This window comes from Micromonospora sp. NPDC047467 (genome assembly GCF_040643095.1).
In the GTDB taxonomy this organism is placed as follows: Bacteria; Actinomycetota; Actinomycetes; order Mycobacteriales; family Micromonosporaceae; genus Micromonospora.
On record NZ_JBEYTO010000002.1, the window covers coordinates 634111 to 660438 of the forward strand.

Annotated in this window: 21 protein-coding genes; 6 read left to right on the plus strand and 15 right to left on the minus strand. The window is 72.6% G+C overall.

What is annotated here, in order from left to right; translation table 11 throughout:
- The first annotated feature begins 40 nt into the window (after window positions 1-40).
- Genes ABZ780_RS07100 through ABZ780_RS07110 form a run of 3 tightly spaced genes read left to right on the plus strand, consistent with a single transcriptional unit; the run spans window position 41 to window position 3041 of the window.
- Entirely contained in the window at window positions 41-1147 is a 1107-nt protein-coding gene (locus tag ABZ780_RS07100; RefSeq protein ID WP_357484899.1) for a saccharopine dehydrogenase NADP-binding domain-containing protein, read from the plus strand.
- Complete coding sequence (locus tag ABZ780_RS07105) at window positions 1144-2277, plus strand: Gfo/Idh/MocA family oxidoreductase (RefSeq protein ID WP_357484902.1); 1134 nt, start codon at window positions 1144-1146, stop codon at window positions 2275-2277. The genes ABZ780_RS07100 and ABZ780_RS07105 overlap by 4 nt, the downstream gene beginning before the upstream one ends.
- On the plus strand, window positions 2274-3041 hold the full coding sequence (locus ABZ780_RS07110; protein ID WP_357484905.1) for an alpha/beta fold hydrolase: 768 nt from the start codon (window positions 2274-2276) through the stop codon (window positions 3039-3041). The genes ABZ780_RS07105 and ABZ780_RS07110 overlap by 4 nt, the downstream gene beginning before the upstream one ends.
- Window positions 3042-3045: 4 nt before the next feature.
- On the opposite strand, the gene ABZ780_RS07115 is transcribed toward ABZ780_RS07110, so the two are convergent.
- The 6 genes from ABZ780_RS07115 to ABZ780_RS07140 all read right to left on the minus strand — a co-directional run bounded on the left by ABZ780_RS07115 (window position 3046) and on the right by ABZ780_RS07140 (window position 9662).
- Entirely contained in the window at window positions 3046-4671 is a 1626-nt protein-coding gene (locus ABZ780_RS07115) for an AMP-binding protein (protein WP_357484908.1), read from the minus strand.
- Window positions 4668-5684 carry a methyltransferase gene (locus ABZ780_RS07120; protein ID WP_357484910.1) on the minus strand — a complete coding sequence of 339 codons (1017 nt, stop codon included), beginning with the start codon at window positions 5682-5684 and terminating at the stop codon, window positions 4668-4670. The genes ABZ780_RS07115 and ABZ780_RS07120 overlap by 4 nt, the downstream gene beginning before the upstream one ends.
- A gap of 66 nt (window positions 5685-5750) precedes the next feature.
- Window positions 5751-6095, minus strand: coding sequence for an MmcQ/YjbR family DNA-binding protein (locus ABZ780_RS07125; RefSeq protein ID WP_357484913.1), 345 nt, complete (start codon window positions 6093-6095; stop codon window positions 5751-5753).
- A gap of 35 nt (window positions 6096-6130) precedes the next feature.
- A complete protein-coding gene (locus ABZ780_RS07130) occupies window positions 6131-7222 on the minus strand; it encodes an acyl-CoA dehydrogenase family protein (protein ID WP_357484916.1) in 1092 nt (363 codons plus the stop codon).
- A gap of 30 nt (window positions 7223-7252) precedes the next feature.
- Window positions 7253-8410: an acyl-CoA dehydrogenase family protein gene (locus ABZ780_RS07135; RefSeq protein WP_357484919.1), complete on the minus strand. Its 1158-nt coding sequence runs from the start codon at window positions 8408-8410 to the stop codon at window positions 7253-7255.
- A gap of 52 nt (window positions 8411-8462) precedes the next feature.
- Complete coding sequence (locus ABZ780_RS07140; protein ID WP_357484922.1) at window positions 8463-9662, minus strand: cytochrome P450; 1200 nt, start codon at window positions 9660-9662, stop codon at window positions 8463-8465.
- A 156-nt stretch (window positions 9663-9818) separates the two neighbouring features.
- Between ABZ780_RS07140 and ABZ780_RS07145 the strand changes: the two genes are divergently transcribed.
- Window positions 9819-11093 (plus strand): condensation domain-containing protein, encoded by a 1275-nt coding sequence (locus tag ABZ780_RS07145; protein ID WP_357484925.1) that lies wholly within the window; start codon window positions 9819-9821, stop codon window positions 11091-11093.
- 107 nt (window positions 11094-11200) lie between these two features.
- Here ABZ780_RS07145 and ABZ780_RS07150 read toward each other — a convergent pair whose 3' ends face one another.
- Window positions 11201-11554, minus strand: a complete 354-nt coding sequence (locus tag ABZ780_RS07150; RefSeq protein WP_357004618.1) for a VOC family protein — start codon at window positions 11552-11554, stop codon at window positions 11201-11203.
- A 202-nt stretch (window positions 11555-11756) separates the two neighbouring features.
- Between ABZ780_RS07150 and ABZ780_RS07155 the strand changes: the two genes are divergently transcribed.
- Complete coding sequence (locus ABZ780_RS07155) at window positions 11757-12782, plus strand: acyl-CoA dehydrogenase family protein (RefSeq protein ID WP_357484928.1); 1026 nt, start codon at window positions 11757-11759, stop codon at window positions 12780-12782.
- A gap of 78 nt (window positions 12783-12860) precedes the next feature.
- On the opposite strand, the gene ABZ780_RS07160 is transcribed toward ABZ780_RS07155, so the two are convergent.
- The 3 genes from ABZ780_RS07160 to ABZ780_RS07170 form a co-directional block, all read right to left on the minus strand.
- Complete coding sequence (locus ABZ780_RS07160; protein ID WP_357484930.1) at window positions 12861-16778, minus strand: amino acid adenylation domain-containing protein; 3918 nt, start codon at window positions 16776-16778, stop codon at window positions 12861-12863.
- 243 nt (window positions 16779-17021) lie between these two features.
- Complete coding sequence (locus ABZ780_RS07165; RefSeq protein WP_357004628.1) at window positions 17022-17255, minus strand: acyl carrier protein; 234 nt, start codon at window positions 17253-17255, stop codon at window positions 17022-17024.
- Between the two features lie 44 nt (window positions 17256-17299).
- Window positions 17300-18826, minus strand: coding sequence for an aldehyde dehydrogenase family protein (locus ABZ780_RS07170; protein ID WP_357484933.1), 1527 nt, complete (start codon window positions 18824-18826; stop codon window positions 17300-17302).
- 262 nt (window positions 18827-19088) lie between these two features.
- On the opposite strand from ABZ780_RS07170, the gene ABZ780_RS07175 reads away from it, so the two are divergent.
- On the plus strand, window positions 19089-19979 hold the full coding sequence (locus ABZ780_RS07175) for an MBL fold metallo-hydrolase (RefSeq protein ID WP_357484935.1): 891 nt from the start codon (window positions 19089-19091) through the stop codon (window positions 19977-19979).
- Window positions 19980-20044: 65 nt separating this feature from the next.
- Here ABZ780_RS07175 and ABZ780_RS07180 read toward each other — a convergent pair whose 3' ends face one another.
- Genes ABZ780_RS07180 through ABZ780_RS07200 form a run of 5 tightly spaced genes read right to left on the minus strand, consistent with a single transcriptional unit; the run spans window position 20045 to window position 26257 of the window.
- The gene (locus tag ABZ780_RS07180; RefSeq protein ID WP_357004636.1) at window positions 20045-21454 is read right to left on the minus strand and encodes an FAD-dependent oxidoreductase; all 1410 of its coding nucleotides are present in this window, start codon (window positions 21452-21454) and stop codon (window positions 20045-20047) included.
- Between the two features lie 47 nt (window positions 21455-21501).
- Complete coding sequence (locus ABZ780_RS07185) at window positions 21502-22710, minus strand: cytochrome P450 (RefSeq protein ID WP_357484938.1); 1209 nt, start codon at window positions 22708-22710, stop codon at window positions 21502-21504.
- Window positions 22707-23198: a VOC family protein gene (locus ABZ780_RS07190; RefSeq protein ID WP_357004641.1), complete on the minus strand. Its 492-nt coding sequence runs from the start codon at window positions 23196-23198 to the stop codon at window positions 22707-22709. The genes ABZ780_RS07185 and ABZ780_RS07190 overlap by 4 nt, the downstream gene beginning before the upstream one ends.
- A 23-nt stretch (window positions 23199-23221) precedes the next feature.
- Window positions 23222-24607, minus strand: a complete 1386-nt coding sequence (locus ABZ780_RS07195) for an FAD-dependent oxidoreductase (protein WP_357484941.1) — start codon at window positions 24605-24607, stop codon at window positions 23222-23224.
- Window positions 24608-24619: 12 nt separating this feature from the next.
- Window positions 24620-26257 (minus strand): AMP-binding protein, encoded by a 1638-nt coding sequence (locus ABZ780_RS07200; protein WP_357484944.1) that lies wholly within the window; start codon window positions 26255-26257, stop codon window positions 24620-24622.
- Between the last annotated feature and the right edge of the window lie 71 nt (window positions 26258-26328).

Consider the following 26328-nt stretch of genomic DNA (forward strand, 5'->3'; position numbering starts at 1 on the left):
GACCCTCGTCCGACGGCGGGCACGGCCGGGGAGGTCCCCGGTGACCGTGGTGGGTGTTGTCGGCGCGGCCGGTGCCGTCGGTGCCGCCGCCGTGGCGGAGCTGCACCGCCGGGGCCGGCACGTGCTGCGCCTCGCCGGCCGCCGCCGCGCCCCTCTCGACGCGCTGTGCCACGGGCTCGCCGCCACCGGCGGTTCCCCGCCCACCGTCGAGGTCCTCGACATCAGCGACACCGACGCGCTGCGCCGCTACTGCGCCGGCTGCGACGTCGTGCTCAACTGCGCCGGCCCGGCCTACCTCGTCGAGGACCGGGTGGCGCGGGCGGCGCTCGCCAGCGGCGCTGACTACGTCGACGCCGCTGGCGACGACGTCCTGGGGGAGCAGGTGGGAGCCCTGTTGGCGCGGGCGCCGGGGCGGACCGCCGTGATCTCCGCCGGCATGATGCCGGGCCTGAGCGCACTGCTGCCCCGCTATCTCGCCGCCACCCTGTCGGACCGGCCGCGCGGGCTGCTCGGCTACCTCGGCGGTCGTGACCGGTTCACCGCCACCGCCGCGGCCGACTACCTCCGTGTGGGAGAGGGATTCGGTCAGGCCGGGGCGGCGTTGACCGGGGGCGTACGAGCGCGGCAGCCGCTGCCCACCCGCACCGACGCCGAGTTGCCGTTCTTCCCGGAGCCGGCCACGACCGTGCCGTACCTGAGCACCGAACTGGAACGGGTAGCCCGGTCCCTGGGGGTCACCGACGCCACCTGGCACTCCGTCTTCGCCGGCCCGCACGTCGCGCAGGTGCTGCGGCAGCCACCGGCCGGTGCGGACGCCCCCGAGGCGCTGCGCCGCGCCGCCGAACTGGACGCCTTCGGGCACGCGACCTACCAGCTGATCATCGTCGAGCTGACCACCGTCGCCGGTGACGCCCAGACCCTCGTGTTGCGTGGCGACAACGCCAGCTCGCTCACCGGCGCGTTCGCGGGCGTCGCCGTTGCGGCGCTCACCGAGGGGACCCTGGCCGCCGGTCTGCACCACGCGGGGGAGGCGCTCGACCCGCGGGTCGCGGTGGACCTGCTCGCCGGCTCGGCCGCGGTGAGCGACCTGACGGTGTTCGACGGTGAAGCCGCCCACGTCGGCGGCCACGTGGAGGAGGCACTGTGACGCAACGTCCCCGGGTCGTCGTCTGTGGCGCCCGATTCGGTCAGGTCTACCTGGAGGCGTTCCGCAACCCGGATCTGCCCTTCGAGTTGGCCGGTGTGCTGGCCGCCGGCAGCGAACGCTCCCGCGCCTGCGCCCGCCGCTACGACGCGCCGCTGTACACGGACCCGGAGCAGCTGCCCGACGACATCGACATGGCGTGCGTGGTGATCCGCGGCGGCCTGCTGGGCGGCCGGGGCTCGGAGCTGGCCCGCGCGCTCATGGCCCGTGGCATCCACGTGCTCCAGGAGCACCCCCTGCACCACGACGAGCTGGCGGAGAACCTGCGCGCCGCCCGCCGGCACGGCGTCGTCTACCACCTGAACCCGTTCTACACCCACGTCGCCCCGGTACGCCGGTTCGTCGCGGCGGCGCAGGAGTTGACGCGGCGGCAGCGCCCGCTCTACATCGACGCGGCGGCCGGGTTCCAGCTCGCCTACTCCCTGCTGGACATCCTCGGGCAGGCTCTCGGCGGGGTACGCCCGTTCGCCTTCGGCGACCTGCCCGAGCAGGCCCCACCGGTGCGCGCCGCGACCACCCTGGACATCCCGTTCAGCAGCCTCGACGGGGTGCTGGCCGGGGTGCCCGCCACCCTGCGCGTGCAGAACCAGATGGACCCCGCCGACCCGGACAACTACGCCCACCTGATGCACCGCATCAGCATCGGCACGGAGGCCGGGAACCTCACCCTGGTCAACACCCACGGGCCGGTCGTCTGGTCCGCCCGCCCCGACTTCCCCCGCGAGGTCGCCGACCCGAACGCCGACCCCCACTACGCCACCATGCCGGACGACGCGCAGGCGCCCAGCGCCGTCGTGCTCGGACCGGGCACCGTGCCGTCGTACCGGCACATCTTTCGCAGCCTGTGGCCGGCCGGCATCGCGCACGCCCTCACCGAGCTGCACCAGGCGGCCCAGGAGGGGCAGGATCCGCTGCGTCGCGGCCAGTACTACCTGTCGCTGTGCAAGCTGTGGCAGGACCTGACACTGCGGCTCGGGCCGCCGGAGCTGCTGTCCTCCACCCCGCCCCAGCCACTGACCGACGACGACCTCAAGGCCATCGCCGCCGCCGGTGACGAGGCGGCGCGGCCGTGAGGGCGACCGTGGAGGCCGCGTCCTGGCTGCGCCTCTACCGGCCGCGTCCGGCCGCGACCCTGCGCCTGGTCTGCTTCCCGTACGCCAGCGGCAACGCGACCTTCTACCGACAGTGGGCCGTACGGCTGCCCGCCGAGGTCGAGGTCGTGGCGGTGCAGTATCCCGGCCGGCTGGACCGGATCCACGAGCCGTGCGTACGGGACATGGCCACGATGGTCGACGGGATCGTCGCGGCGCTACAACCGCTGCTGCACACCGACTTCGCCCTGTTCGGCCACAGCATGGGCGCCTCCGTCGCGTACGAGGTGGCGCATCGGCTCCAGCACGGCCTCGGTGTCACGCCGCGCCGGCTGGTCGTCTCCGGCCGCCCGGCCCCGCAGCACCAGCGGCCGGGTGTCAAGCACCTCGGCAGCGACGACGAGTTGTGGGACGAGGTGCGGCGCCTCGGCGGCACCACCGACGAGGCGCTGGTGCACCCGGAGTTGCGGGCCGCGCTGCTGCCCACGCTGCGGGCCGACTACCGCCTCGTCGAGACGTACCGGCCCACCTTCGGTGCGCCACTGTCGATGCCGGTCACCGCGATCACCGGCGACGACGACCCGGAGGCGCACGTGCCCGAGGTGGCCGACTGGCGGCGTTGCACCACCGGGGACTTCCAGCTCCGGGTGCTCCCCGGGCACCACTTCTACCTGATCGACCAGCAGGCCGAGGTGCTCGATCACCTCCGCGAGGCGCTCGGGCTGCCCGCCGACCAGCCCCGCTGACCGGTCAACTCGCCGCGAGCACCCCCGCCGGCCCGTCCGGTGCCGGCTCGGTGAGGCCGAGCCGGCCGGCGAGGTAGTCCTGCCACATGAGCCGGCGGCGGGGCTTGCCGCTGCTGGTACGCGCCACCGCGCCCACCGGCACGACCACCGCCTCCACCGGCACCCCCTCCGCCGCGACCTCGGCCGCGGCGCACGCCGCCGGCAGCCAGCCCGGCTCGGGCCGGGCCAGCAGCAGCACCACCCGGGGTTCGTCGCCGACCTGCCCGAGCAGGGCGGTGATCCGTCCGACCGGTGCACCGCAGGCCGAAACCGCCGCCGCCTCGACGTCCTCGGCGAGCAGCATCCGGCCGCGTACCTTGACCCCGTCGCCGAGGCGGCCCAGCACGAACAGTTCCCCGTCGGCGACGAAGCCCGCGTCACCGGTGTGCACCTCACCGTCGACCAGCCGGGTGCCGCTGGCGGTGTCGTCCCCGGCCGCCGGCAGGTAGTCCGCAGCCACGGACGGGCCGCGCACCACGATCTCGCCGACCATCCCGTCGGGAACGGCCCGGCCGTCGTCGTCCACCACCGTCACCCGCGCACCGGCGAGCGGCCGTCCGCAGCCCACCACCTCGCCCTGCTCGACGGTGGCGGTGCGCCATCCGGTGTCCAGCGGCACGCCGGTCACCGACAGGGTCGCCTCTGCCAGCCCGTACGCGGGCAGCAGCGCCTCGCGGCGTAGCCCGTGCGGTGCGGCGAAGCGGGCGAACTCCGCCAGCAGCGCCGGCCGGATCCGCTCCGCGCCGACGATCACCGCCCGCCACGCCGAGAAGTCCATCCCGACCAGCGCCTCGGGGGGCACCCGCCGGACGATGTGGTCCAGCCCGAAGGCCGGCATCGCGGTCAGCCGGGCGCCCCGCCGGCCGAAGCACTCCAGGTAGCGCAGCGGCCGACGGACGAAGTCGCCCGGCGACATCAGCCACAGGTCCGACCCGGTGGCGACCGGTGCCAGCAGGCAGCCCACCAGGCCCATGTCGTGGTGCACGGGCAGCCAGGAGGCGGTCGGGTCGTCGGGCGTCATCCGCAGCCACCGCTGGATGCCGGCGACGGTGGCCGCCAGCGCGGCGTGGGGCACGCGCACCCCGCGCACCCGGCCGCTGCTGCCCGAGGTGAACTGCACAAGCGCCAGTCCGTCCGGCCCGGGCGTCGACGCCCGGCGGCCGTCGGCCGCGTCGGCGAGCAACCCCACACTGTCGTACGCCGGTACGCCCGCCCCGGCGCACACCTCGGCTACCAGGGCCAACGCGGGATCGTGCACGACCAGCCGCGGCGCGCTGGCCCGCAGCACTCCGCGCAGGTGCTCGGCCCAGCGCGCCCGGTCCCCGAAGGGCGGCGGTGGCGCCACCGGCGAGGCGGCGGCGCCGGCCAGCATGGTGCCGAACAGCAGCCCCACGAACCGTGGGCCGGTGGTCTCCACGATCGACACCACATCGCCCGCGCCCACCCCGGCACCGCGCAGCGCCCCCGCGTACCGGCGCACCAGGTCCGCCAACTCGGTGTACGACCACAGCCGCCACGACCCGTCGGGCTCGGCGAACCGGATGCCGCGCCGCTCGTCGGGGCGGTCCAGCCAACCGAGCGGGCCGGTCACGCGGGCGCTGCCTCGATGATCGGGAACATGGGGGTGGAGACGCTGCGGACCAGCCGTAGCCCGGCCCGGTCCAGCAGCTCGCCCTGCTGTTCGAGGGTCCGCGCGCCGCCTGCGGTGAGGGTGTGCATGAGCAGGTCCATGCGCCGCGCCAGGGCCGGCACCTCGGCCTCCTGCCGCCCGGCCTCCATGATGAACAGCCGGCTGTGCGGCTTCATGGCGGCGCGGACGCGGCCGAGAATGCCCACCACCTCGTCGTCGCTCCAGCTGTAGAGGATGCGCTTGAGCACGTACGCGTCGCCGCCGGGCGGGATCGGCCCCTCCAGGAAGCTGCCGGGCACCACCTCCACCCGGTCGGCGACCCCCGCGGCGGCCAGGACCTCGGGGGCGTTGGCCACGACGCCCGGCAGGTCGAACAGCACCCCCTGGACACCCCGGAGCCGGCGCAGCAGGCTGGCCAGGAAGCCGCCGTTGCCGCCGCCGACGTCCACGATGCTGGCGAAGCGCCGCCAGTCGCAGGCCCGAAGCACCGCCAGCAGCTCCATCCCGGTGACCCCGCTCATCACCCTGTCAAACGCCTCCCCGTCCTCGGGCTGGGCGCTCAGGTGCTCCCACATGGACCGGCCGTGCACCACGTCGAACGCAGGTCCGCCGGTACGGATCGATTCGGCGAGCCCCTCCATCGCCCGGGTGCAGGCCACCGGGGAGAGGAAGATGTCGCGCGCCGAGTACGGATGCCCCTCGCGCAGCAGGTCCGACAGCGGGGTCAGCGCCACGCTGTCCGGCTCCACCAGCTCGAACACGTCCCGGGTCGCCAGGTACTCCAGCGTCTTGCGGAGGGTGGGCTCGTGGGTCCCGGTCGCCCGGGCCAGCCGGGACATCGGCACCGGCCCGTCCACCAGGTGGTCGGCCACGCCGAGCAGGCATGCTGCCCGGATGGTGTACGGCAGGAGGTAGTCGCCGAGTTCAAGGAGCTTGAAGATCGAATCGGCGTCGATGGTGCGCCTGGTGCCCACGGGTGTCTCCGTCCCTTCGCGTGAGGCTCCGGCGGCCCCTGGCCACCGGAGTCGCGTGGCGGGGTGTCAGGAACCGGCCTCGTCCAACTCGGCCTGCAATTTCCTGGACGCGAGCCGGCGCCACGCATCGGTGATCAGCTCTCGCAGCTGCGTCGGGTCGACCGTCGCCAGTTCGACGAACGTCCACCCGCTCTGCCCGTACCTGTTGTTCGGCGCCGAGAAGGTCGCCGGGTCCTCGCTGATGAGCGCCGCCTGCTCGGCGACGTCGATCCGCATCCCCATCACACCGGGCCTGGGAAGGGTGCAGAAGATCTTGTTGCCGACCCGGAAGTCGGTGACGTCGAAGTGCGCCGACTGGCGCGCTCCGGGAAGTGCCAGGGCGATGCTGCTGACGGTTTCGGGGCTGACCACTGCGGCCTCCTCGGTTGTCGACGGATCGCGTCACGCTAACGCCCGTCGGGCGTGCTCGGATTGATCCCGCCCGTGTCACCCGGCCGCAGCAACTGCTCGGCCACGCGACCGTGCGGGTCGTCGCCGAACCCCGGGAAGGCCTCCAGCCAGAGCGCCCGGCGCAGCCACCGGTGCAGCGGGTACTCCCACGTCACCCCCATGCCACCCGTGATCTGGATCGCGGTCTCGCAGGTCCGCACCGCCGCGCCGCGCGCCACCAGCACCGCCTCGTCCACCGCCTGCGCGCACGCCGGTGACCCCGCGGGATCGTTCTGCACCAGCCACGCGGCCCGGTACGCCAGCGACCGGGCCAGCTCGGTGTCGACGTACGCCTCGGTCAGCTGGTGCGCCACGGCCTGGAAGCTGCCGATCGGCCGCCCGAACTGCTCCCGCTGGCGGGCGTAGGCGACGGCCATGTCCAGCGCGCCCGCCGCGGCCCCGACCGCCTCGGCTGCCAACAGCACGCCGCCGCGCAGCTGGGCCCGCCGCACGGCCCCCGGCGTGCGGGCCGGCTCGACGAGCAGCCGCGCCGGCGTGCCGTCCCACCGGACCCGGGCCATCCGGCGCAGCGTGTCCAGTGTCGACAGCTCCTCCACGACCAGCCCGGGGGACCCGGTGTCGCAGGCGAACACGGCCGGGCCCTCCTCGGTGTGGGCGCGTACCACGACGCAGCGCACCGCGCCCGCCTGCGGCACTGCCGGCACCTGCCCGGTGAGGGTCCAGCCCTGCGGCGAGCGGGTGGCCCGCACCGTCCCGGCGCCGGGGGACGCGGCGCCGTCGGCGAGTGTCGCCGGCACGGTCAGGGGCTCGCCGGCGGCCGACGCGTACGGTGCGGCCAGGGCGACAGTCGTCCACCACGGCGTCGGGTGCAGGCACCGCCCGCTCTCCTCGGCCAACAGCGTCAGCTCGACCATGCCGAGGTCATCGTCCAGCCAGCCCTGCCGGATCAGCTCGGGCCAGGCACCCGCCTCGCTCCCGCCGGGGCCCTCCGCCAGGGCGCACACCCGCGTCGCCGGATAGTGCCGCTCCAGGTGGTCACGGGCAGCCCGGCGGATCTCCCGTTGCTCATCGGTGAGGGCAAAGTCCATGGTCTTCTCCGTGTCGTCGCGGGCCGGTGGTCACTGGCGGGATCTGGGCAGGCCCAGCACGCGCTCGGCGACGATCCCGCGAAGGATCTCGGAGGTGCCGCCCTCGATCGTGTTCGCCCGGCTGCGCAGCAGTTGCCGCTGCCAGTACCCCTGCCAGGTGGCGTCGCCGCCGTCGAGCAGCGCAGTGGGGCCCTGCACGCGCAGCGCGAGCGCGCAGACCCGCTGGTGCAGCAGCGACCATTCGAGCTTGAGGATGGACGCCTCCGCGCCGGGTTCGCCGGAGCGGCGCAGCGCGGCCAGCGACCGGTAGCCCGTGTACCGCAGCCCCTGCAACCGTGCGTGCAACACGGCCAGCTCGCGACGGACGGTCGGGTCGCCCTCGGCGCCGACCTCGCGTACCAGCCGCAGCAGCCGGTCGAACTGGGCGACCAACCGGGCGGTGAGGGTGATCCCGAACGTTCCGCGCTCGTGGGCCAACGTGGACAGCGCCACCGACCAGCCCTTGCCGACCTCGCCCACGACGTCCGCGTCGCCGACCGGCGCCTCGGTGAGGATGATCTGGTTGAAGTCGGTGTCGCCGTTGAGCTGCCGCAGGGGCGACACCTTCACCCCGGGCGCACGCATGTCCAGCAGGAAGCAAGTCAGCCCCTGGTGCTTCGGCTCGCTGGGGCCGGTGCGGGCCAGCAGCAGGCAGTGGTCGGCCAGGTGGGCGTAGGAGGACCAGACCTTCTCGCCGTCCAGCAGGTAGCCGTCCGGCTCCGCCCGCCGGGCCGAGGTGCGTACCGCCGCCAGGTCCGAGCCGGCCTCCGGCTCCGAGAACCCCTGGCAGAACAGGGTACGACCGGACAGGATGCCGGGCAGGTAGCGCGCCTTCTGCTCGTCCGTGCCGCGTGCGATGAGCGTCGGGCCCACCATGTTCATTCCGATGATGTTGATGTGGTCCGGTGCTCCGGCGCGGGCGGTCTCCTCGACGAAGATCGCCTGGTAGGCGGCGGTCAGCCCGCGACCGCCGTACTCCGTCGGCCAGGTGATGCCGGCGTAGCCGGCCTCGGACAGGTCGCGACTCCACTCGCGCAACTGCGTGGTGCTCCACGTACGGGACGGGTCGTCGTCGGGCAGGCGGGCCCGGAGCCACTCGCGCAGCCCGGCGCGGAACGCGGCCTCGGCCGGGTCGTCGTGCAGGTTCAACGCCGTCCTCGCTTCCTGGCGGCCGGGTCCGGGCGCCTCGTGCTGGTCACCGTCACGCCGGACGCACCGCGAGCGGCACCTGGTCGTACGTGCGGAAGTTGAAGCGCGGCCGGCGTACCGGCTCGCCGTCGAACTCGATGGCGCTGGTGCGCCGCAGCAGCCGGTCGAACACGGCGACCCCTTCGGCGCGGGCCAGGGCGGCGCCCAGGCAGTGGTACACGCCGGCCCCGAAGCTGAGGTGCGGGTTGGGCCGGCGGCCGACGTCGAAGCGGTCCGGCTCGTCGAACTGCTCCGGGTCCCGGTTGGCCGACCCAACCAGCAGATAGAGGACGCGACCAGGGCGGATGACCCGGCCGGCGACCTCCACCGGCTCCAGCGGGCTGCGCATGGTCACCTGGATCGGCGCCTCGTAGCGCAGCATCTCCTCGACGGCGGTGGCGGTGTCGGCCGTGCCCGCCCGGAGCCGGGCAAGCTGGTCGCGGTGCTTCAGCAGCTCGACCATGCCGTTGGAGATCATGCCCATCGACGTCTCGAAGCCGGCGTAGAAGACCGTGATGGCGTTGTCGACGATCTCTTCGCGGCGCAGCCGCTGCCCGTCCGACTCGGTGGTGGCCATCCGGGTCAGCAGGTTATCGCCGCCGGGGCCGTCCGTGACGAGATCGCCGAGGTACGCGCGCAGCCAGCGCAGCGAGCGGACCGCCTCGCCGATGTCGCGGTCGTCGTGGAAGGCCACGTCGCTGAAGGCCCTGACCAACTGTGCCGCGTGCGGCCACAGCAGGGACCGGTCGGCGGCCGGCACCCCGAGCAGGTCGCAGATGACCATCAGGGGGAAGGGCAGCGCGAGGTCGGCGACCAGGTCCATCCGGCCGGTCGCCAGAACGGGTTCGAGCAGGTCGTCCACGAGGGAGGTCATGCGTTCGTCGAGCCGCCGGACCAGGCCGGGGCTGAACGAGCTGACCAGGACCCGGCTGGCGAGCCGGTTGCGCTGGCCGAGGTTCTGCCCGGACAGGAAGCCGCTCAGCTCCGGGTCCCCGACGGTGAAGCGGTAGTACTGCTCCGGCAGGGTCTTGGTCAGCCGCTGGTCCTTGAGCAGGGCGGCGACCTCGCGGTAGCCGGGGACCACCCACTGCCCCGGCCCGTTGCTCAGCACGGCGCCGGTACGGCGCAGTCGCTCGTATGTGGGAAAGGGGTCGGCCAGCAGTTGCGGGTCCGAGACGTCGAAGGTGACCCGTGGCGCGCGAACGGCTGTCATAGGGGCCTCCCGACGGACCGGTACGGCGTGCACGCCCCGCGTCCGCCGCCGATTATTCGGGCTCTCCGAAACTCGTGTCAAGGAGTGTCTGCGGAGACTGTCGAAGTATCTTCAGGACACTCGTAACCACGCGCTTGCTGCGGTAGCGTCGCCGGCATGCGAGAGGAACCGGCATCGGTGGGTCAACGGCTCCTGTGGCTGATGGACCACTATCGAGGGCAGCAGCACTCACTCAACGAGCAGGTGGTGTGGCACCTGCGCGGGGACTGCGACGTCGCCGCCCTGCGCCGTGCCGTGGACCTGTTGCACGAGCGGCACGAGTCGCTGCGGACGACGTTCGTCGCCCGGCGGCGTCAGCTCGTTCAGGTGATCAATCCGCCGCGCCCGGTCGAACTGCTTCGCGTGGACGTGTCCGGGCACGCCGATCCCCGACGGGCCGCCCGTGAACACGTCGCAACCGAGCTGACCACCGCCGTGGACTTCGGCGTGTGGTCCACCCGGCCCACGCTGATCACCGTTGGCCCCGAGCACCACGTCTTCGTGCTGACCATGCACCACTACGTCAGCGACGACTGGTCCAACGCGCTGCTGTCACGCGACATCCGCGCGCTCTACCAGGGCGAGGAGCTGCCGGAGGTCGGATGGCAGTACGCCACGTGGGCGGCATGGCAGCGGGAGCGGATCTCCGGGCCGGATTCGGGTGTGCTGGCCGACCACTGGCGCCGGCAGCTCGACGGGGCGCGGCTGGTGCGCCTGCCCGAGCGCGCCGAGGTCCCCCGGGGCCCCGACGAGCAGGCCTGGGTGTCGGTGGAGCTGACCATCGACCCGCACGTCGCGCACGGGCTGCACCAGCTCGCCCGCCGGCAACGCACCACCCTCTTCCCGGTGATGCTCTCGCTGTTCTACCTGGTGCTGCACCGGGCCACCGGCCAGTCGGACCTGACGGTGGCGTCGCTGTTCGCCAACCGCAGCCGGCCGGAGGTCCGCGACACGGTGGGCTTCTTCGTGTCCATGGTGCTGCTGCGGGGCCGGGTGGTCGCCGCCGAACCGTTCACCGACCTGCTGCGGCAGGTGCGCAACCAGGTGATGGAGGGCCTGCGCCACCAGGAGCTACCGGCGCAGCTGCTGCCGCCCGGGTCGGTCACGGGGGAGGGCCGCACCGACGACGTCATGTTCCAGCTGCTCGGGTCGTTCGTGCCGAGGGCCGACATGAGCGGCGACGAGCTCGACGACCTTGAGGCGCAACTGGAGCGCAGTCGGTTCGCGCTGGAGTTCGTCGTCGTACCGCAGGGCGACGCGCTCACCGCCGTCCTCATGTGTGACCGTGACCGGTTCACCCCGGACTGGGCACGGCAGTTCGTCAAGGACTACGTGGCGTTGGCCGCGGCGGTGGTGACCGACCCGCAGCGGCTGCCGGGCACGCCATCCTGAGACGCGCGTCGGCGGTGCCACGTGTCCGTACGGCCCGCGCCACGCGCGAAAACGACAGGCGGCCGGCGGGGAGCCGCCGACCGCCACCGTCGTGTCCGGACGGTCGGTCACCCGGCCTTGGGCAGCTCCCGCAGGCCGAAGGCCACACCCTGGCTGTCGCGGCACTCCGCGAACGCGCCGTACTGCGGGCTCGGCGGCCGCAACGGGCCCACCTCGCCGCCGAGCTCCTTCACCCGCTCGACGGCCGCGGCCAGGTCGTCCACCGCGAAGTAGACGATGATGTGCGGAGGGTCGGTGTCCGGGTGGGAGCCGGCCTCCAGGCCCGGGGCCGCGCCCGGCATCTCGATGTACGACCCGTGGGTGAGCATCGTGAACTTCCAGCCGAACAGCGCCTCGTAGAAGTCCCGGGTGCGTTCGGGAACCGGAACTGCAAACTCGATGAACGAAGGTTCTCCTGCCACGGCGCCCTCCGGTGCGTGATCTGTCAGGGGAGATGTCCTAGCATCATAACGGGCATTGTCTCGTCTTCCGCAGACACGCAAGGATGCTAGTAAAGACGAGTTCCGGTGGTTGGCGGGCCAGCCACCGTGGCAGCCGACGCGGCCACCAGGCCATGGCCCGCACCACCGGCCCCCCGGGGCCCTGCGAACGGAGGGCACTGCTGTGACTGTCTCCATCGACGAGTCCACGAGCCTGCGGCAGGCGCGCGAGATCGCCGACGAGGTGTTCTTCCCCGCCGCGCTGGCGGTCGACGGCGCCGACCGCGTCCCCATCTCCCACCTGGACCTGCTCGCCGAGCGGGGCTTCTACGGACTGGCCGCGCCCTCGGAGTTCAACAGCCTCGACCTGCCGAGCTTCCCCGCGGTGTGCCGGGTCATCGAGACCCTCGCCAGCGGCTGCCTCACCACCACGTTCCTCTGGGCCCAGCACCACAACGCGGTGATGGCGGCGGCCAACACCAGTAACACCGAGCTACGGGCGGCCTGGCTGGAGCCGCTGGCCACGGGGCAGCGTCGGGCGGGGCTGGCGATCGGCGCGGCGGTGCGGCCCGGTCCGGCGGCGCTGTCGGCGACGCCGGCCGACGGCGGGTTCCGGTTCTCCGGCGCCGCGCCGTGGGTCAGCGGCTGGGGCCTGGTCGACACGATCTACGTTGCCGCCCGGTTGCCCGACGACACGCTGGTCTTCGCCCTGGTCGACGCCGCGACGAGTGGCACGCTGACCGTCGAGCCCCTGCGGATGTCGGCGGTCAACGCCAGCAGCACGGTGACTGTCACCTTCGACAACCACTTCGTGTCTGCCGACCGGGTGGCCAACCAGATGCCGCTGCAGGCGTGGCGGCAGCGGGACCCGGCGACGCTGCGCTTCAACGGTTCCCTCGCGCTCGGGGTGGCTGACCGGGCGATCGAGTTGGCTGACGAGCCGCGGCTGCGCCCGCAGCTCGACGCCGTCCGTGACCGCCTCGACACCGCCGACCCGGAGGTCATGCCCGCCGCCCGCGCCGCCGCCTCGGAGCTGGCGCTGCGGGCCAGCGCGAACCTCGCCGTGGCCTCCGGCAGCCGCGCGGTCCTGCTCGACCAGCACGCCCAGCGCCTGGTGCGGGAGGCGACGTTCCTGCTGGTCTTCGGCTCCCGCCCGGGCATCCGCGACGCCCTGCACACCGCGTTCACCACCACCACCGACGTCGCCTGACGCCCCGGGCGGCGCCACCGGGCACCGCACCGGCAGGGGCCCCGCGACGCGTAGGACCGGCGTCGCGGGGCCCCTGCCCTACCGCATCCCGTCGATCAGCCGAGCCACGGCCTGCGCCTGTGCGTGGTCGACCACGGTGAAGTGGTCGCCCTCCAGCATGTGGAAGCGGGCCTGTAGCACGGCCGCGGCGTGCCGCAGCGGCGACAGGTAGCCCGCCGCCGGGCCGACCAACCCTCGTGACGCCTCCACCACGTCCACCTCCAGGCCCTGTTCGGCGACGAACGAGTACCGCAGCAGCGCCCGGGTGTTGGCCTCGAAGACCCCGTACATCTCCTGCAACTCGGCGTACGTCACCGACTTCAGGTCCTTGAGCTGCGGGGGCGGCGCCGCCCACGTGCGGCGCAGCGTCTCCTGGGCGGCGTTCGGGGTGCACGGGTCGCTCGACACCTCCACCGGAGCGCCCGCGAGGTTGTGCAGGAACGCCTTGACGAGGGAGGCGTCGTCGACCGTCGGGTTGCTGCCGCAGCCGATCCACGGGTCGATGAGCAGCACCGCGCACTCCCGGCCCTGCCGCCGCAGTTGCCGGGCCATCTCGTACGCCACCACGCCGCCCAGCGACCAGCCGGCCAGCCGGACCACCCGGTCCGGCGGCTCATTCGTCAGGATCGGCGCGAGTTCCGCCAGGTAGCGGGCGGCCAGATCCTCGATGGACACGACTGACCGGGCCGGGGACGGCGCAGCGAAGCCGAGCACCCGGTGCCGCTCGCCCAACTCCGCCACCAGCGGGCGGTAACAGAGCAGGTCGCCGCCGACCGGGTGCACCAGGACCAGCGGGCGGTGCCCGTTGTCGGACAACGCGACCAGGCTGCGCGCCGGTTCGGTGCCGCCGGCGGTGTCGAGCATGGCGGCGATCGCCGCGACGGTGCCCGAGGTGTAGAGCGTGGCCAGCGGCAGCCGCCGTCCGAACTGTTGCTCGATGCGGTTCATCAGGCGCGCCGCCAGGAGCGAACTGCCACCGTAGGCGAAGAAGTCGACGGAGCGGCCGACCTCCGGCACCTCCAACAGTTCCTGCCACAGCGTGGCCAGGTCCCGTTCGGTGCCGGGTCGGGGCGCGTCATCGCCGACATGCCGGGCGGCCCGCACGCCGGCCGCCCGCTCGGCCAGTTGCCGCCGGTCGACCTTGCCGTTGGCGGTCAGCGGCAGCCGCTGCCGTACGTCGATGCTGCGCGGCACCATGTACTCCGGCAACCGGGCCGCGAGGTGGTCCTTCAACTGCGTGGCCAACTGCTCGGCCGGGGTCTGCGAGGCCACGAAGGCGACAAGCGACACGGCCCTTCCGTCGGTGCGGGTGACGACGGCGGCGTCGGTGACCTCCGGGTGGGCCAGCAGCGCTGCCTCGATCTCGCCGAGTTCCACCCGAAAGCCGTTGACCTTGACCTGTGGGTCCTCCCGGCCGAGGAACTCCAGCGTCCCGTCGGGCCAGTATCGGGCCCAGTCGCCCGTGCGGTAGATCCGTTCCTGCCGCTGCGGATGCACGAGGAACGACGCGGCGGTCAGCTCCCTGTCGCCCAGGTAGCCCAGGGCGAGGCCGCGTCCGCCGATGAACAACTCGCCCGGCACCCAGTCGGGGCGGTCCATCAAACGGGCGTCGAGGACCTGGAAGCGCTGGTTGCGGAGCGGGTGACCGTACGGGATCGAGATCCATTGTGCGGGCACCCGCGCGGGCACCGGGTGGTAGTTGGACCAGATGGACGCCTCCGTCGCGCCCCCGAGGCTCACGCATGCGGCGTGCGGCGCGATTTCCGCCAGCTCCGCGCCGAGGTTGATCGGCACCCAGTCGCCGCTGACCATGGCCAGCCGCAGCTCGGTGAGCGGGTGCCGGCCGCTCGTACGCACGAACTCCACGAACATCGCCAGGTAGGCCGGGACGCTGTTCCACACCGTGACCCCGGTGGCCTGGCACAGCTCGTAGAGGTGGGTGACCTCCCGCTCCTGCCCGGCGGTCGGCACGACCACCGCCCCGCCGGAGGCGAGCATCCCGAACACGTCCCACACCGACAGGTCGAACGTGTAGTCGGAGACGGCGAGGACCCGGTCGCGAGGGCTCAGGCCGAACCGCTCGTTGATGTCGACAAGCGTGTTGACGACGCTGCTGTGCGAGATCATCACCCCCTTCGGCGTGCCGGAGGTGCCGGAGGTGAAGATGACGTACGCCAGCGACTCCGGGCTGACGTCCACCGCCGGCCCCGCCGCGCCGTCCTGCCGGGCGATGGCGGTGGCGATGTCGATGGTCCGCGCATCCGCGTACGGCTCCTCGCCCTGGATGCTGCGGTCGGCCAGCAGGACCCGCAGTCGACAGATCTCGGCCACCTGCTCGCGCCGGCGGCGCGGCCACTGCGGCGAGACCGGCACGTACGCGGCCCCGGCCATCAGCACCCCGAGCAACGCGATGATCTGGTGCGCCCCGCGCAGCGCCTGCACGCCGACCACCTCGCCCGGCCGTACCCCGGCCGCGACGAGATCCGCCGCGAGCGCGTTGGCCTGGTCGCGCAGCTGGGCGTAGGTGAGCTCCCGGCCGTCGGCGATCACCGCGAGCCGGTCCGGCTGCCGCGCGGCCTGCTCCTCGAAGAGGTGGTGCATGGTGGCCACCCGGGCCGGTGCGGCGGTGTCGTTGACCTGCTCGCGGACCTTGAGCTGGGCCGCCGGGGTGAGGTCGAACGATTCCATCCCCCACGCCTCGTCCCCGGTGGCCAGCCGGATCAGCAGCGACCGGTAGGCGGCGAACATGTCGTCGATCATGCCCGCCGGGTAGAGGTCGTCCGCGCTGTCCCAGGTGGTGACCAGGGCGTTGCCGGCCACGAACGCCTGGTGGTCCAACGCGACCTGCGGCGTACGGACCTTGCCCTCCAGCCGCTGCCAGCCGAGGTGCTCCAGGAAGACACCGGAGTCCGGCTCCCCGACGCCGAGCATGCTGGTGAACACCACCGGCATCAGCGCGTTACGGGCGTTGCCCGTCCGTTGGTTGAGCTGCCGGATGACGGAGACTCCGCCGAACGAGCTGTGTTCCATGTCCTGAAGCAGTTGCCGGCGCCAGGCGCGGGCCCGGTCGAGGAAGGTGTCGCCCGGGCCACCCTGGCGGCACTCCATGAGCAGGGTGCTGCTGAAGTTGCCGATGATCTTGTCGGCCTCCGGGTGGAACGGCATCCGGTCGCCGTACATGATGTTGATGGTGAAGTCGGCGTTCTTCGACCAGTGCCGCAACACCTCGCAGAACGCCGCGCCGAGCACCATCGTGCCGGTGAGCCGACTCTTCCTGATGCGCGCCGCCAGGCTGGTCCACTGCTCGGGGGTGAGCTTGAAGACCCGGCGCACGAGGCGGGGGCTGGGATCGCCGCTCATCCGGCGGCGGGGCAGCTCCGGCGCCGCGGGCAGGCTGTCCAGCCGGTTGAGCCAGTAGCGGCGGGCCCGCTCGTGCTCGTCGCTGTCCTTGCGTCGCTCGAACTCGTTGCGGTACTCCCGGAAGGTGTACCGCAGCGGGGGCAGCGACTCACCGTTCAGCAGGGCCCGCAGCTCCTGGGCGAAGATCTCACCCGAGAACCCGTCGATGGCCAGCAGCCGCGCGCACACCTGCACCACGATGTGGGTGTCGAGGGCGAACACGAAGACCTCGAACGGAGCGTGCCCGTCGCGCGATGGCCCCTCGTCGTAACATCGCTCCCGATTGCGGGTGAGAAGCCGCCGGCAGGTATGTTCCGGCTGGCCGCGAAGCGACCGGTAGGTCAACGGCACGGGCAGCTCGTCCTGGACGTGCAGCAGGCCCGTCTCGTCGAACGACGCCCGGAGCATCTCGTGCCGGGACATGAGCTGGTGCAGGGCCGCGCTGAACGCACGGACGTCCAGCTCCTGGCAGGCGTACTCCTCGAAGAAGAGGGCCGGACCGCCCAGCTGGAAGTCGCCCAGCTCGCCGAGCAGGTATGCGTACTGCAGGTCGCTCAACGGCGCCGAGTGGGCACCCGAGGCGTCCGCTCGGCACGGTGCCGGCGGCGGGGCCTGGGGGGCGTTGGCTGACGATGAGTGGTGCTCCGATCTCACTATGTCCATGACGTTCCCTCGGGATGGCGGGTTGTGAACAAAGTGGTACGAATACCCTGCCGGAGGTGCGCTCCGGACGGTCTCTCGAGATGCGATCGACGAGTGCTTTCTGGCGATCGGGCCGAGAGTGCTGGGGCCGTACGGCCTCTACCGTGCGGCGGCCCGCAGTTCGTTCACCGCCCCGGTCAGTTCTGCCGGGGTGGGCCGGTCGAAGACCTCGATCATCGGCAGGTGCACGCCGAAGACGATGTTCACCCAGTGCACGATGGCCGCTGCCGCCATCGAGTCACCCTCGAGGTCGTCGAAGAAGTCGGTGTCCGGCTCCACCTGGCGACCGAATATGTTCTTCCAGATGTCGAGCATCTGCTGTTCGCTTGTCACGATGCCTCCCCACGACGTGCCCGTCGCTGAACGCGGGCCGGTGCTCACCTCGAAGCAGGTACCGACCCCCACGGGCGGATGCCCAGGTCATTGACCAGTGTTTTGGTCTCGAGAAAGGCGTCGACGCCCGCCCTGCCCATCTCCCGTCCCCAACCGGAGCTCCGCATTCCGCCGAAGGGCAGCGCCGGATCGAGCACGTGCCAACTGTTGACCCACACGGTGCCGGCGCGCAGCCGGCGGCCAACCTGCTGCGCCAGGCCCAGGTCACGGGTGAAGACGCCGGCGGCGAGCCCGTACGGGCTGTCGTTGGCCAGTGCCACCGCCTCCTCCGCCGTGTCGAAGGGCTGCGCCACCAGCACCGGGCCGAAGACCTCCTCGCGGACCACCGGCGCCTGGGGGTCGGCCCCGGTCACCACGGCCGGAGTGCAGAAGAAGCCCGGCGAGTCCGATGCGTGACCGCCGGTGACCCGTGCGCCGCCGTCCCGGGCCGAGTGCAGGTAGGACAACACCCGCTCCCGATGCTCCGCGGAGATCAGTGGCCCCATGTCCGTGTCCCGGTCCAGACCGTCGCCGAGCCTGATCGCCGCGGCTCGCTCCCGGATCCCCGCGACGACCTCGTCGAAGACCTGTCGCTGCACGTACAGACGGGACCCGGCCACGCAGGTCTCGCCCTGGTTGTAGAAGATCGCGTGGGCCGCGCCGTCCATCGCCTGCGGCAGGTCGGCGTCGCTGAACACGATGCTCGGTGACTTGCCGCCCAGCTCCAGGGTCACCCGGCGGAAGTCGACGGCCGCGGCCCGGACGATGCTGCGCCCGACCTCCGTCGACCCGGTGAAGGTGACCTTGTCGACGCCCGGTTGCGCGGCGAGCGCCGCACCGGTGGCGGCGTCGCCGGTGACGACGTTCAGCACGCCCGCCGGCAGGCCGGCCTCCTGCACCAGCTGTGCGAGCAGCAGCGCGGACAGCGGTGTCTGCTCGGCGGGCTTCAGCACCACGGTGCAGCCCGCCGCCAGTGCGGGCGCCACCTTCGCCGCGGCCATGTAGAGCGGAAAGTTCCACGGGATGATGGCCGCCACCACGCCCACCGGCTCGGGCACGGTCATGGCGATGTGCCGCTCCGGGTTGCCGGTGAAGATCGAGACGTTCTCGCCGTTCAACCGGCCGGGCCAACCCGCCATGTAGTGGAAGACCGCCGCGGCGGCCGGAACGTCACCCGCCCGGGCCACCCGCAGCGGCTTGCCGTTGTCGAGGCAGTCGAGCAGAGCCAGCCGGTCGGCATGCGCGAGGATCAGGTCGCCGACCCGGTGCAACAGTCGGGACCGGGTGGCCGGAGACATCCGGTGCCATCGGGATCCGGGTCGGCCGGCGGCGCTCGCCGCGGCGACAGCCCTGGCGACATCGGTGGCGTCGGCGTGCGCCACAGTCGCAAGTGTCTCCCCCGTGGACGGACGCAGAGACGCCAATTCCCGGCGGTCGTTCGCGGGCGACCACTTGCCTCCGATGAACAGCTCTCGAGGCAAATCGTCCAGACAGGACAAAGATAGCCTGTCGGTGTGTGTGGTCGCCGACATGCACGAGACGCTAGCGCAAATACCAGGCTCGGCATACCCTCGATCGGGCCTAGCTACCGGCGCAAAAAGGCAGCCAGAGTCGGGCTTTCCGGCGAGAGTATCGGGGTACGGGATGAGATATCCGCGGAGTGTTTATCGCGTCTTTGACAGGATGCTTTCCAAAAAGCGTGGTGGGCGCAGTTGGCCTACCAGCTTTGCCGACCGGCTGACCCATCCGGTCCCCGGCTCCCGGGCGGTCCGCAAGTTGATCACCGAGGGTGGCATGCGGCCCGACCTCAGCCGGGTCGACCAGATTCCCGTCCACCCTGCCGCCGACTCCCTGCCGCCCGCCGGCGTGGGCGAGGTGGTGGCGACCTGGGTCGGTCACGCCTCGTTCGTGCTCCAGATCGGCGGGCTCGTGGTGCTCACCGACCCGGTGTGGTCACGGCGCATCCCCGGGGTGCGACCCCGCTTCACCCCGCCCGGTCTGCGCTGGGAGGCCCTGCCCCCGGTGGACGCCGTGGTCATCAGCCACAACCACTTCGACCACCTCGACGCGCCCACCATCCGCCGGCTGCCGCGGCACGTCCTGATGCTCGTGCCGGGCGGGCTGGGCTGGTGGTTCCGCCGGCTGGGGTTCACGGCCGTCACGGAGTTGGACTGGTGGGAGAGCGCCCGCCTCGGCGCGGTGGAGTTCACGTTCGTGCCGGTGCACCACTGGAGCCGCCGGACCCTCTTCGACGGCTGTCAGAGCCTGTGGGGCGGGTGGATGCTGGAGGCCGACGCCGACCCCGCCGTGGGCGCCCCGCCGCAACGGGTCTTCTTCGCCGGGGACTCCGCCTACGGGTCGTACTTCGCCGAGATCGGGAACCGCTGCGGCCCGGTGGACCTCGCCCTGATGCCGGTCGGCGCCTACCTGCCCCGCTGGTTCATGAAGCCGCTGCACATGAACCCGTCCGAGGCCGTACGCGCCTGCGGCGACCTGGGTGCCCAGCGGATGGCCACCATGCACTGGGGTGCCTTCGCGCTCTCCGCCGAGGCGCCGTTGGAGCCGCTGGAGCAGGCCCGCAAGGCGTGGCAGGCCAGCGGGCGAGCCACCGAGGACCTGTGGGACCTGGCGGTGGGGGAGAGCCGTGTGCTGCGTCGGGCGGTGACCGCGCCGGCCGCCGACTGACCGGTGCCGACGGCCCAGCCGCGCCCGGCGTTGCCGTCGGGCGCGGCTGGCGGCCTGTTAGCGGATCAGTCGCTGCCGCGGCCCGGGGTGGCTTGGCCGGGAGACGCCGTACGGCGCGCGAAGAACCGCTTCGGTGCCAGCGCCGCCCGGTACGGCAGCAGCAGCGGCAGTTGGTCGCCCACCCGCTGCCGCCAGATGAAGAACTCGCCGCCCTTGTCGCCGAACGGGGCGGGCAGGAACTTGGGCTGGTTGACCGTCACGAACGCCAGCTCGGTGAACTCCGTCTTGCGACGCAGCACGAGGTCGCGCAGGATCTTCCCGCCGGTGTGGCTCGCCGCGATCCCGCTGCCGGTGTACCCGTGGCCGTAGACCATGCCCGAGTCGGTCCGGCCGAACTGCGGGATGAAGCTGTGGCTCCAACTGATGAGCCCGCCGTTGCCGTGGCTGAACCGCACGTCCCGCCACTGCGGGAAGAACTCGCGGAACGACTCGCCCAGCTTGTCGAACGCCTCGTCGTTGCGGCGGTGGCGGGGATCGGTGTCCCGGTTGCCGAACATGTACCACAGGCCGCCCGCCCAGAGCACCCGGTTGTCGGCCGTCAGCCGGGCCGCGGTGGAGAACGACAGCGAGTTCGCCACGCCTTCCCGCCCCGGCCAGGTGACCCGGCCCAACTGCTCATCCGTCAGCGGCTCCGTGACCAGCAGGTAGTTCCACACCGGCATCTGGCGCGGCTGGAGTTCGGGGAACGCGCCCTGCATGGCCTCGGTCGCCACAATCACCTGGTCGGCGGTGATCGTGCCGTGCGGGGTGGTGATCCGCCACTTCCCGTCGACCTTCTCGACCGTCTGCGCCGGGGTCTGCTCGTGCAGCACCACGCCCTGCTCCTGCACCACCCGAGCCAGCCCGCGCACCAGCCGGTACGGGTTGAGCAGCGCGCCACTGACCTTCAGCGCCCCGAGGACGGTCGGCGAACCGATCCGCTCCTGCGCCTGCTCCCGGTCGAGCAGGCGGAACCCCGTCACACCGGCCCGCTGGGCACGCTTGATCTGCAACTCCAGCCGCGCGAGCTGCTTGGTGTCGGTGGCCACCTGGAGGATGCCGGTGTTCTCGTACTGGGCGTCGATGCCGTTCTGCCGGCAGAACCGACCGATCTCCAGGATCGACCGGGCGACCGCGCGGTACACCCCACCCGCCTTCTCCGCCCCGTAGTACCAGAGCATCCGGCGTAGCACCTTGCCGGCGGTCATCTGCACGAACCCGGCGTTCATTCCGGACGCGCCGTCGCCGGCGAACTTCGCCTCCACCACCCGCACCGACATGCCCGGTTCGGCCTGCTTGAGGAAGTGCGCCGCCCACAGCCCGGTGTAGCCCGCGCCGATGACGCACACGTCGCAGGAGGCGTCGCCGTCCAGCGGCGGGCCGATGTCGGTCGGTTCTGTGGAGTGCCAGTACATCTCTGTGGACAACTGCGCCATGCGGGTCTCTCCTTAACGGGCTGTCGCGGGGGTGGCAGGTGTCGGCATCACGCGGCGCGGACGGCCAGCGGGAGACGCTCGAAGGAGCGCAGGCTCCCGTGGTGGCGGCGCAGAGCGTCACCGTCGGCCGCGAGGTCACGGAACCCGCTGGCGAGCGCGGTGAACGTCAGTTCGCCCATCAGCCGGGCCAGCGCGGTGCCCAGGCAGTGGTGCAGGCCGCCGCCGAAGCCCAGATGCGGGTTCGGGGTACGGGACAGGTCCAGCTCCGCCGGCCGGTCGAAGACCGACGGGTCGCGGTTGGCCGCGCCGAGCAGCAGCATCACCGACCGGCCCGTCCTGATCTTGTGACCGCCGATCTCGACCGGCTCCCGGGCCACCCGGATCGCGTTCTGGATCGGCGAGTCGAACCGGAGGAACTCGTCGACCGCCGACCGGACCAGGGTCGGGTCCCGACGTAGCCGGTCCAGCTGGTCAGGGTGCTTCAGCAGCGCCATGCAACCGTTGGAGACAAGCCCCATGGTCGTCTCGAACCCGGCATGGAACAGGAACAGCAGATTGTCGACGATCGTGGCGATGTCGCCACGGTCCTCGGGCGGGGCCGCCGCGAACATGCCGGCCAGGGTCGAGTCGCCGGCGGGCGCGTCCCGCAGCAGGGCGGTGACGTACTCGCGTAGCCAGGCGACGGCGGCGTCCACGCCGTCCCGCTCGTCGGGCTGGAGGTTCGCCGCGTCGAAGACCTGGGCCAGCTCGATCACCCGGGGCAGCACCGTCTCCCGGTCGGCGTCGGGAATGCCGATCAGCCGGCAGATCACCGTGACCGGCAGCGGCACTGCCAGCTCCGCGACGAGATCGAGGCGGCCGGTGTCGCGGGCCGGGGCGAGCAGTTCCTCGACCAGCGCGGCCACCGCCGGGGTCATCGCCCGGACCCGGGGCGTGCCGAACGCCTGCCCGAGGAACCGGCGGGCGTGGGTGTGCACCGGCGGGTCCTGGGTGAGCACGATGCGGGAGGGGAACTCGGCGGCGGCTCCGTCGCCCAGGGTCAGCCGGATGAACTCCCGGGGGAAGTGGCTGGCCAGCCGGCCGTCGCGGAGCAGAGCGTTGGCCGTGGCGTGGTCGACCACCAGCCACTGCCCGAACTCGCCCCGCACGACCGGGCCCTGCGCGCGCAGCCGCTCGTACTCCGGGTAGGGGTCGTCGGAGCAGGCCAGGTCGACCGCGGCGATCCGGGGCCGCGCGACGGCGTCGGGAAGCGTCACCGCTGCCCGCCGACGCGCTCGGCCCGTCGCGCCCGGTGGTGCTCCCGCATCCGCCGCATGAAGTAGTCGGCGTTGAGCCAGTACAGCTCCAGCCAGATGTTGTCCGGATCGCGCAGCCACACGCCGTGCCCGGCCTCCAGGAACAACTCCTGCACCCCGCCGTGGTCGACGCCCACCGAGTCCAGGTGGGCCACCCAGGTGTGCAGGTCCTCCCGCTCGGGGACGTGGAACGCCAGATGGTGCAGCCCCACCCGGTGCTCGTCGAACGGCTCCTCGACCGGCTGGTCGGCCTGTCCGAGGACGATGGAGGTCAGGGCTCGGGAGTGCAGCAGCGTCCGGAAGGTGAACCCCGACTCGGCCGGCCGGGCGTCGCGGACGACGGTGAAGCCCAGCGCGCGGCAGTACCACTCGGTGCTGCGGTCGAGGTCCCGGACCGTCAGGTTGATGTGGGTGCCGCCGTTGAGCGGGGGTGCGGAGTCGTTGGCCACGGAGTTCCTCTCGCAGAAGACGGTCACAGAACGGTGCGCATGACGGCTCCCGCCAGGGGCGCCGTACGCCGGAGCCGGTCCTCGTAGCGGTCCGCGGCGGTGGCCAGCGCGCTGACCGTGCGGACACCGATGGTCCGCAACGGTTCCGGCTCCCAGCGGCGAGACCGGTGCCCGGTCCAGAACAGCCGGGTCTCGGGCCTCTTCACCCCGGCCACCAGCGCGGCCAGCGTGCGGCCGGCGAGGTTGCTCAGCGCGATGCCCTCGCCGCCGTAGCCGCCGGCGTGACCGAGACCGCTGTCGCGGTCGTACACCACGGCCGGCTCGCCGTCGCGGTGCATCCCGTACGCCCCGCTCCAGCGGTGGCTCACGGTTGCGTCGGCCAGGGCGGGGAAGCTCTCGGCCAGGGACGCCCGCAGCCGGGCGAAGACCCGGTCGCCGGAGCGAGCGGCCGGGTCCGGCCGGGAACCGGCGTGGTAGCCGGCCCCCCGACCGCCCACCAGCAGTCGGTCGTCGGCGGTGCGCTGGAAGTAGGCGAACTGGTAGCGGGAGTCGGCGACGGTGATCCGGTCCCGCCAGCCGGCCTCTCGCCAGCGCCGCTCCGACAACGGCTCGGTGGCCAGCACCCGGGAGATCACCGGCAGCACCCGGCGGGCGTGCCCGGAAAGGCCCGCCGTGTACGCCTCCGTGGTGCACAGCACGCTGCGGGCACGGATCGTGCCCCGGTCGGTGACGACGACGCCGGGCCGCAGCCCGACCACGCGGGTGCCCTCGACGACTGTCACTCCGCGCCGCTCCACGGCCTGCGCCAGCCCGGCGGCGATGACCGCGGGCTGCACCGCCGCGCACTGTGGCGTGAAGCCGCTCAGCAGCGCCCCTTCGATGCCGACCCGCTCGGTGGTTTCGGTGGCCGACAGCAGCGTCATGTCGGTGATGCCGAGCTTGAGGCGCATGTCCTGCCAGGCGTGCAGCCGCGCGACCTGCGGCGGGGTACGGGCGACGTAGAGCGAGCCGTCGCGCCGCCACCCGCAGTCGATGTCCTCGGCGGCGAGGACCCGCTCGATCTCGTCGAGAGTGCGTTGGCCCGCCCGGTAGAAGCGCATGGCGTCCATCGGGCCGTAGCGCTGCACGAGGTTGGCCAGCAGAGCGGGCATCTCGGTGGTGCACCAGCCGCCGTTGCGTCCGCTGGCCCCGTACGCCACGTGCTCTGCCTCGACCACCAGCACGGAGGTCTGCGGTGCCAACTCCGTCAGGTAGTAGGCGGTCCACAGGCCGCTGAATCCTGCGCCGATCACCACCACGTCGGTCTGCACGTCGCCGGACAGGGCCGGCCGCCGAGCCCGCAGGAACGCGGGCAGCGTGTCCAGCCACAGGCTCGCCGGTCGCCGGGGCCGGTCGGGGGAGGCCGTCATGCCGCGCTGCCGCTACCGGCTGACGGTGGCGGTCAGGTCGCCGAGGACCGCCGCGGCCAGGGTCCGCTTGTCGACCTTGCCGACGTTGGTCAACGGCAGCGCCTCGACGACCTCGAGCCGGTCCGGCAGCTTGTAGTCGGCCAGGCCCCGGTCCCGCAGCAGCTTGCGAAGCTCCACCAGGCTGGGCGCCGGGCCGTCGGCGACGACGACCGCGCACGTCTTCTCGCCGAGCCGCCGATCGGGGAACGGGACCACCGCCGCCGCCCGGACCCGCTCGTGGGTCAGCAGGTGCCCCTCGACCTCGTCGGCCATCACCTTCTCCCCACCCCGGTTGATCACGTCCTTGATCCGCCCGGAGATGACCAGGCGGCCCTCGGGGTCGAACCGGGCCAGGTCGCCGGTACGCAGGAAGCCGTCGGGGGTGAAGACGGTCCGGTTGTGCTCGGGTACGGCGTAGTAGCCGCGCAGCACGCACGGCCCGCGCGCCAGCAGCTCACCGACCTCGCCGGGCGCGACGGGCTCGCCCGCCTCGTCGACGATGAGCAGTTCGTCGTCGACGCACATCGGGGTGCCCTGGGTGGTCGCCGCGGCCTCGTCCCCATCACCGGGGCGGGTGAAGCAGAGCACGCCCTCGGCCATGCCGAACCAGTGGGTGAGCGTGGCGCCCAGGGCCGGGCGGACCGCGCGGGCGAGGTCGGGGTGCAGCACGGCCCCGCCGACCTCGATGACCAGCTCGGACAGGTCCACGTCGAACATGGCGGAGGTCTCCGCCCACAGCGACAGCACCGCCGGCATGACGGTGGTGAGGGTGACCCGCTCCTGGACCATCAGCGGGAACACCTCGTCCGGGCTGGGGCTGGACGACAGCACCGCCCGGCCGCCGACCCGCAGCGCCCCGAGAACACCGGGGCAACCGAGGGCGGCGTTGTGCGCGACCGGCACCGCGGCGAGGTAGGCGTGCCGGTGGTCGAACGACATCGCCTCGGCGGTGGCGCGCAGTTGGAAGGCGTAGTCGTCGTGGGTGCGGGGGATCAGCTTCGGCAGCCCGGTCGTTCCGCCGGAGAGCAGGAAGAACGCCACGTCCTGCGGGTCAGGTCGGGCCAACTCCCGGGCCGGGGCGCGCACGTCCGACCAGGCCAGGAACGGCCCAGGGTCACCGACCACCAGGACGTGCCGCAGCGTGGGGCAGGCGTCGCGTACCTCCTGCGCCACCGCGCGGTTGTCCACTCCGGGCGCCCGGTCGCTGGTCACCAGGGCGACGGCCCCGACGTACTGGGTCAGGTAGGTCAGCTCGGCCCGCCGGTGGGCCGGAAGGGCCAGCACCGGCAACGCGCCCACGCGGAACAGCGCCACGCAGGTGACCAGGAACTCGACGGTGTTGGGCAGTTGGACGACCACGCCGTCGCCGGGGCGTACGCCCAGCTCGACCAGGCCCGCGGCCAGCTCGTCGGCGTGTGCGTCGAGCTCGCCGTACGTGTGCCGGCCGTGCCGGGTGACGACGGCGGTGCGCCCGGGGTCGCGGGCCTCGGCGTCCCAGTCGGCCCAGGGGCGGAGCAGGTCGCCGAGCACCTCGCCGCGCCAGTAACCGGCCTTGCGGTATCGGGCGGCGAGCTCCGCCGGCCAGGGGGTGAAGCCTTCACGAACAGCCACGGGGCCTCCCGTACGCCGATCACCGGCTGGAGCCGGCCATGGGATATCCGTACGCACGGTATCGACGGCTC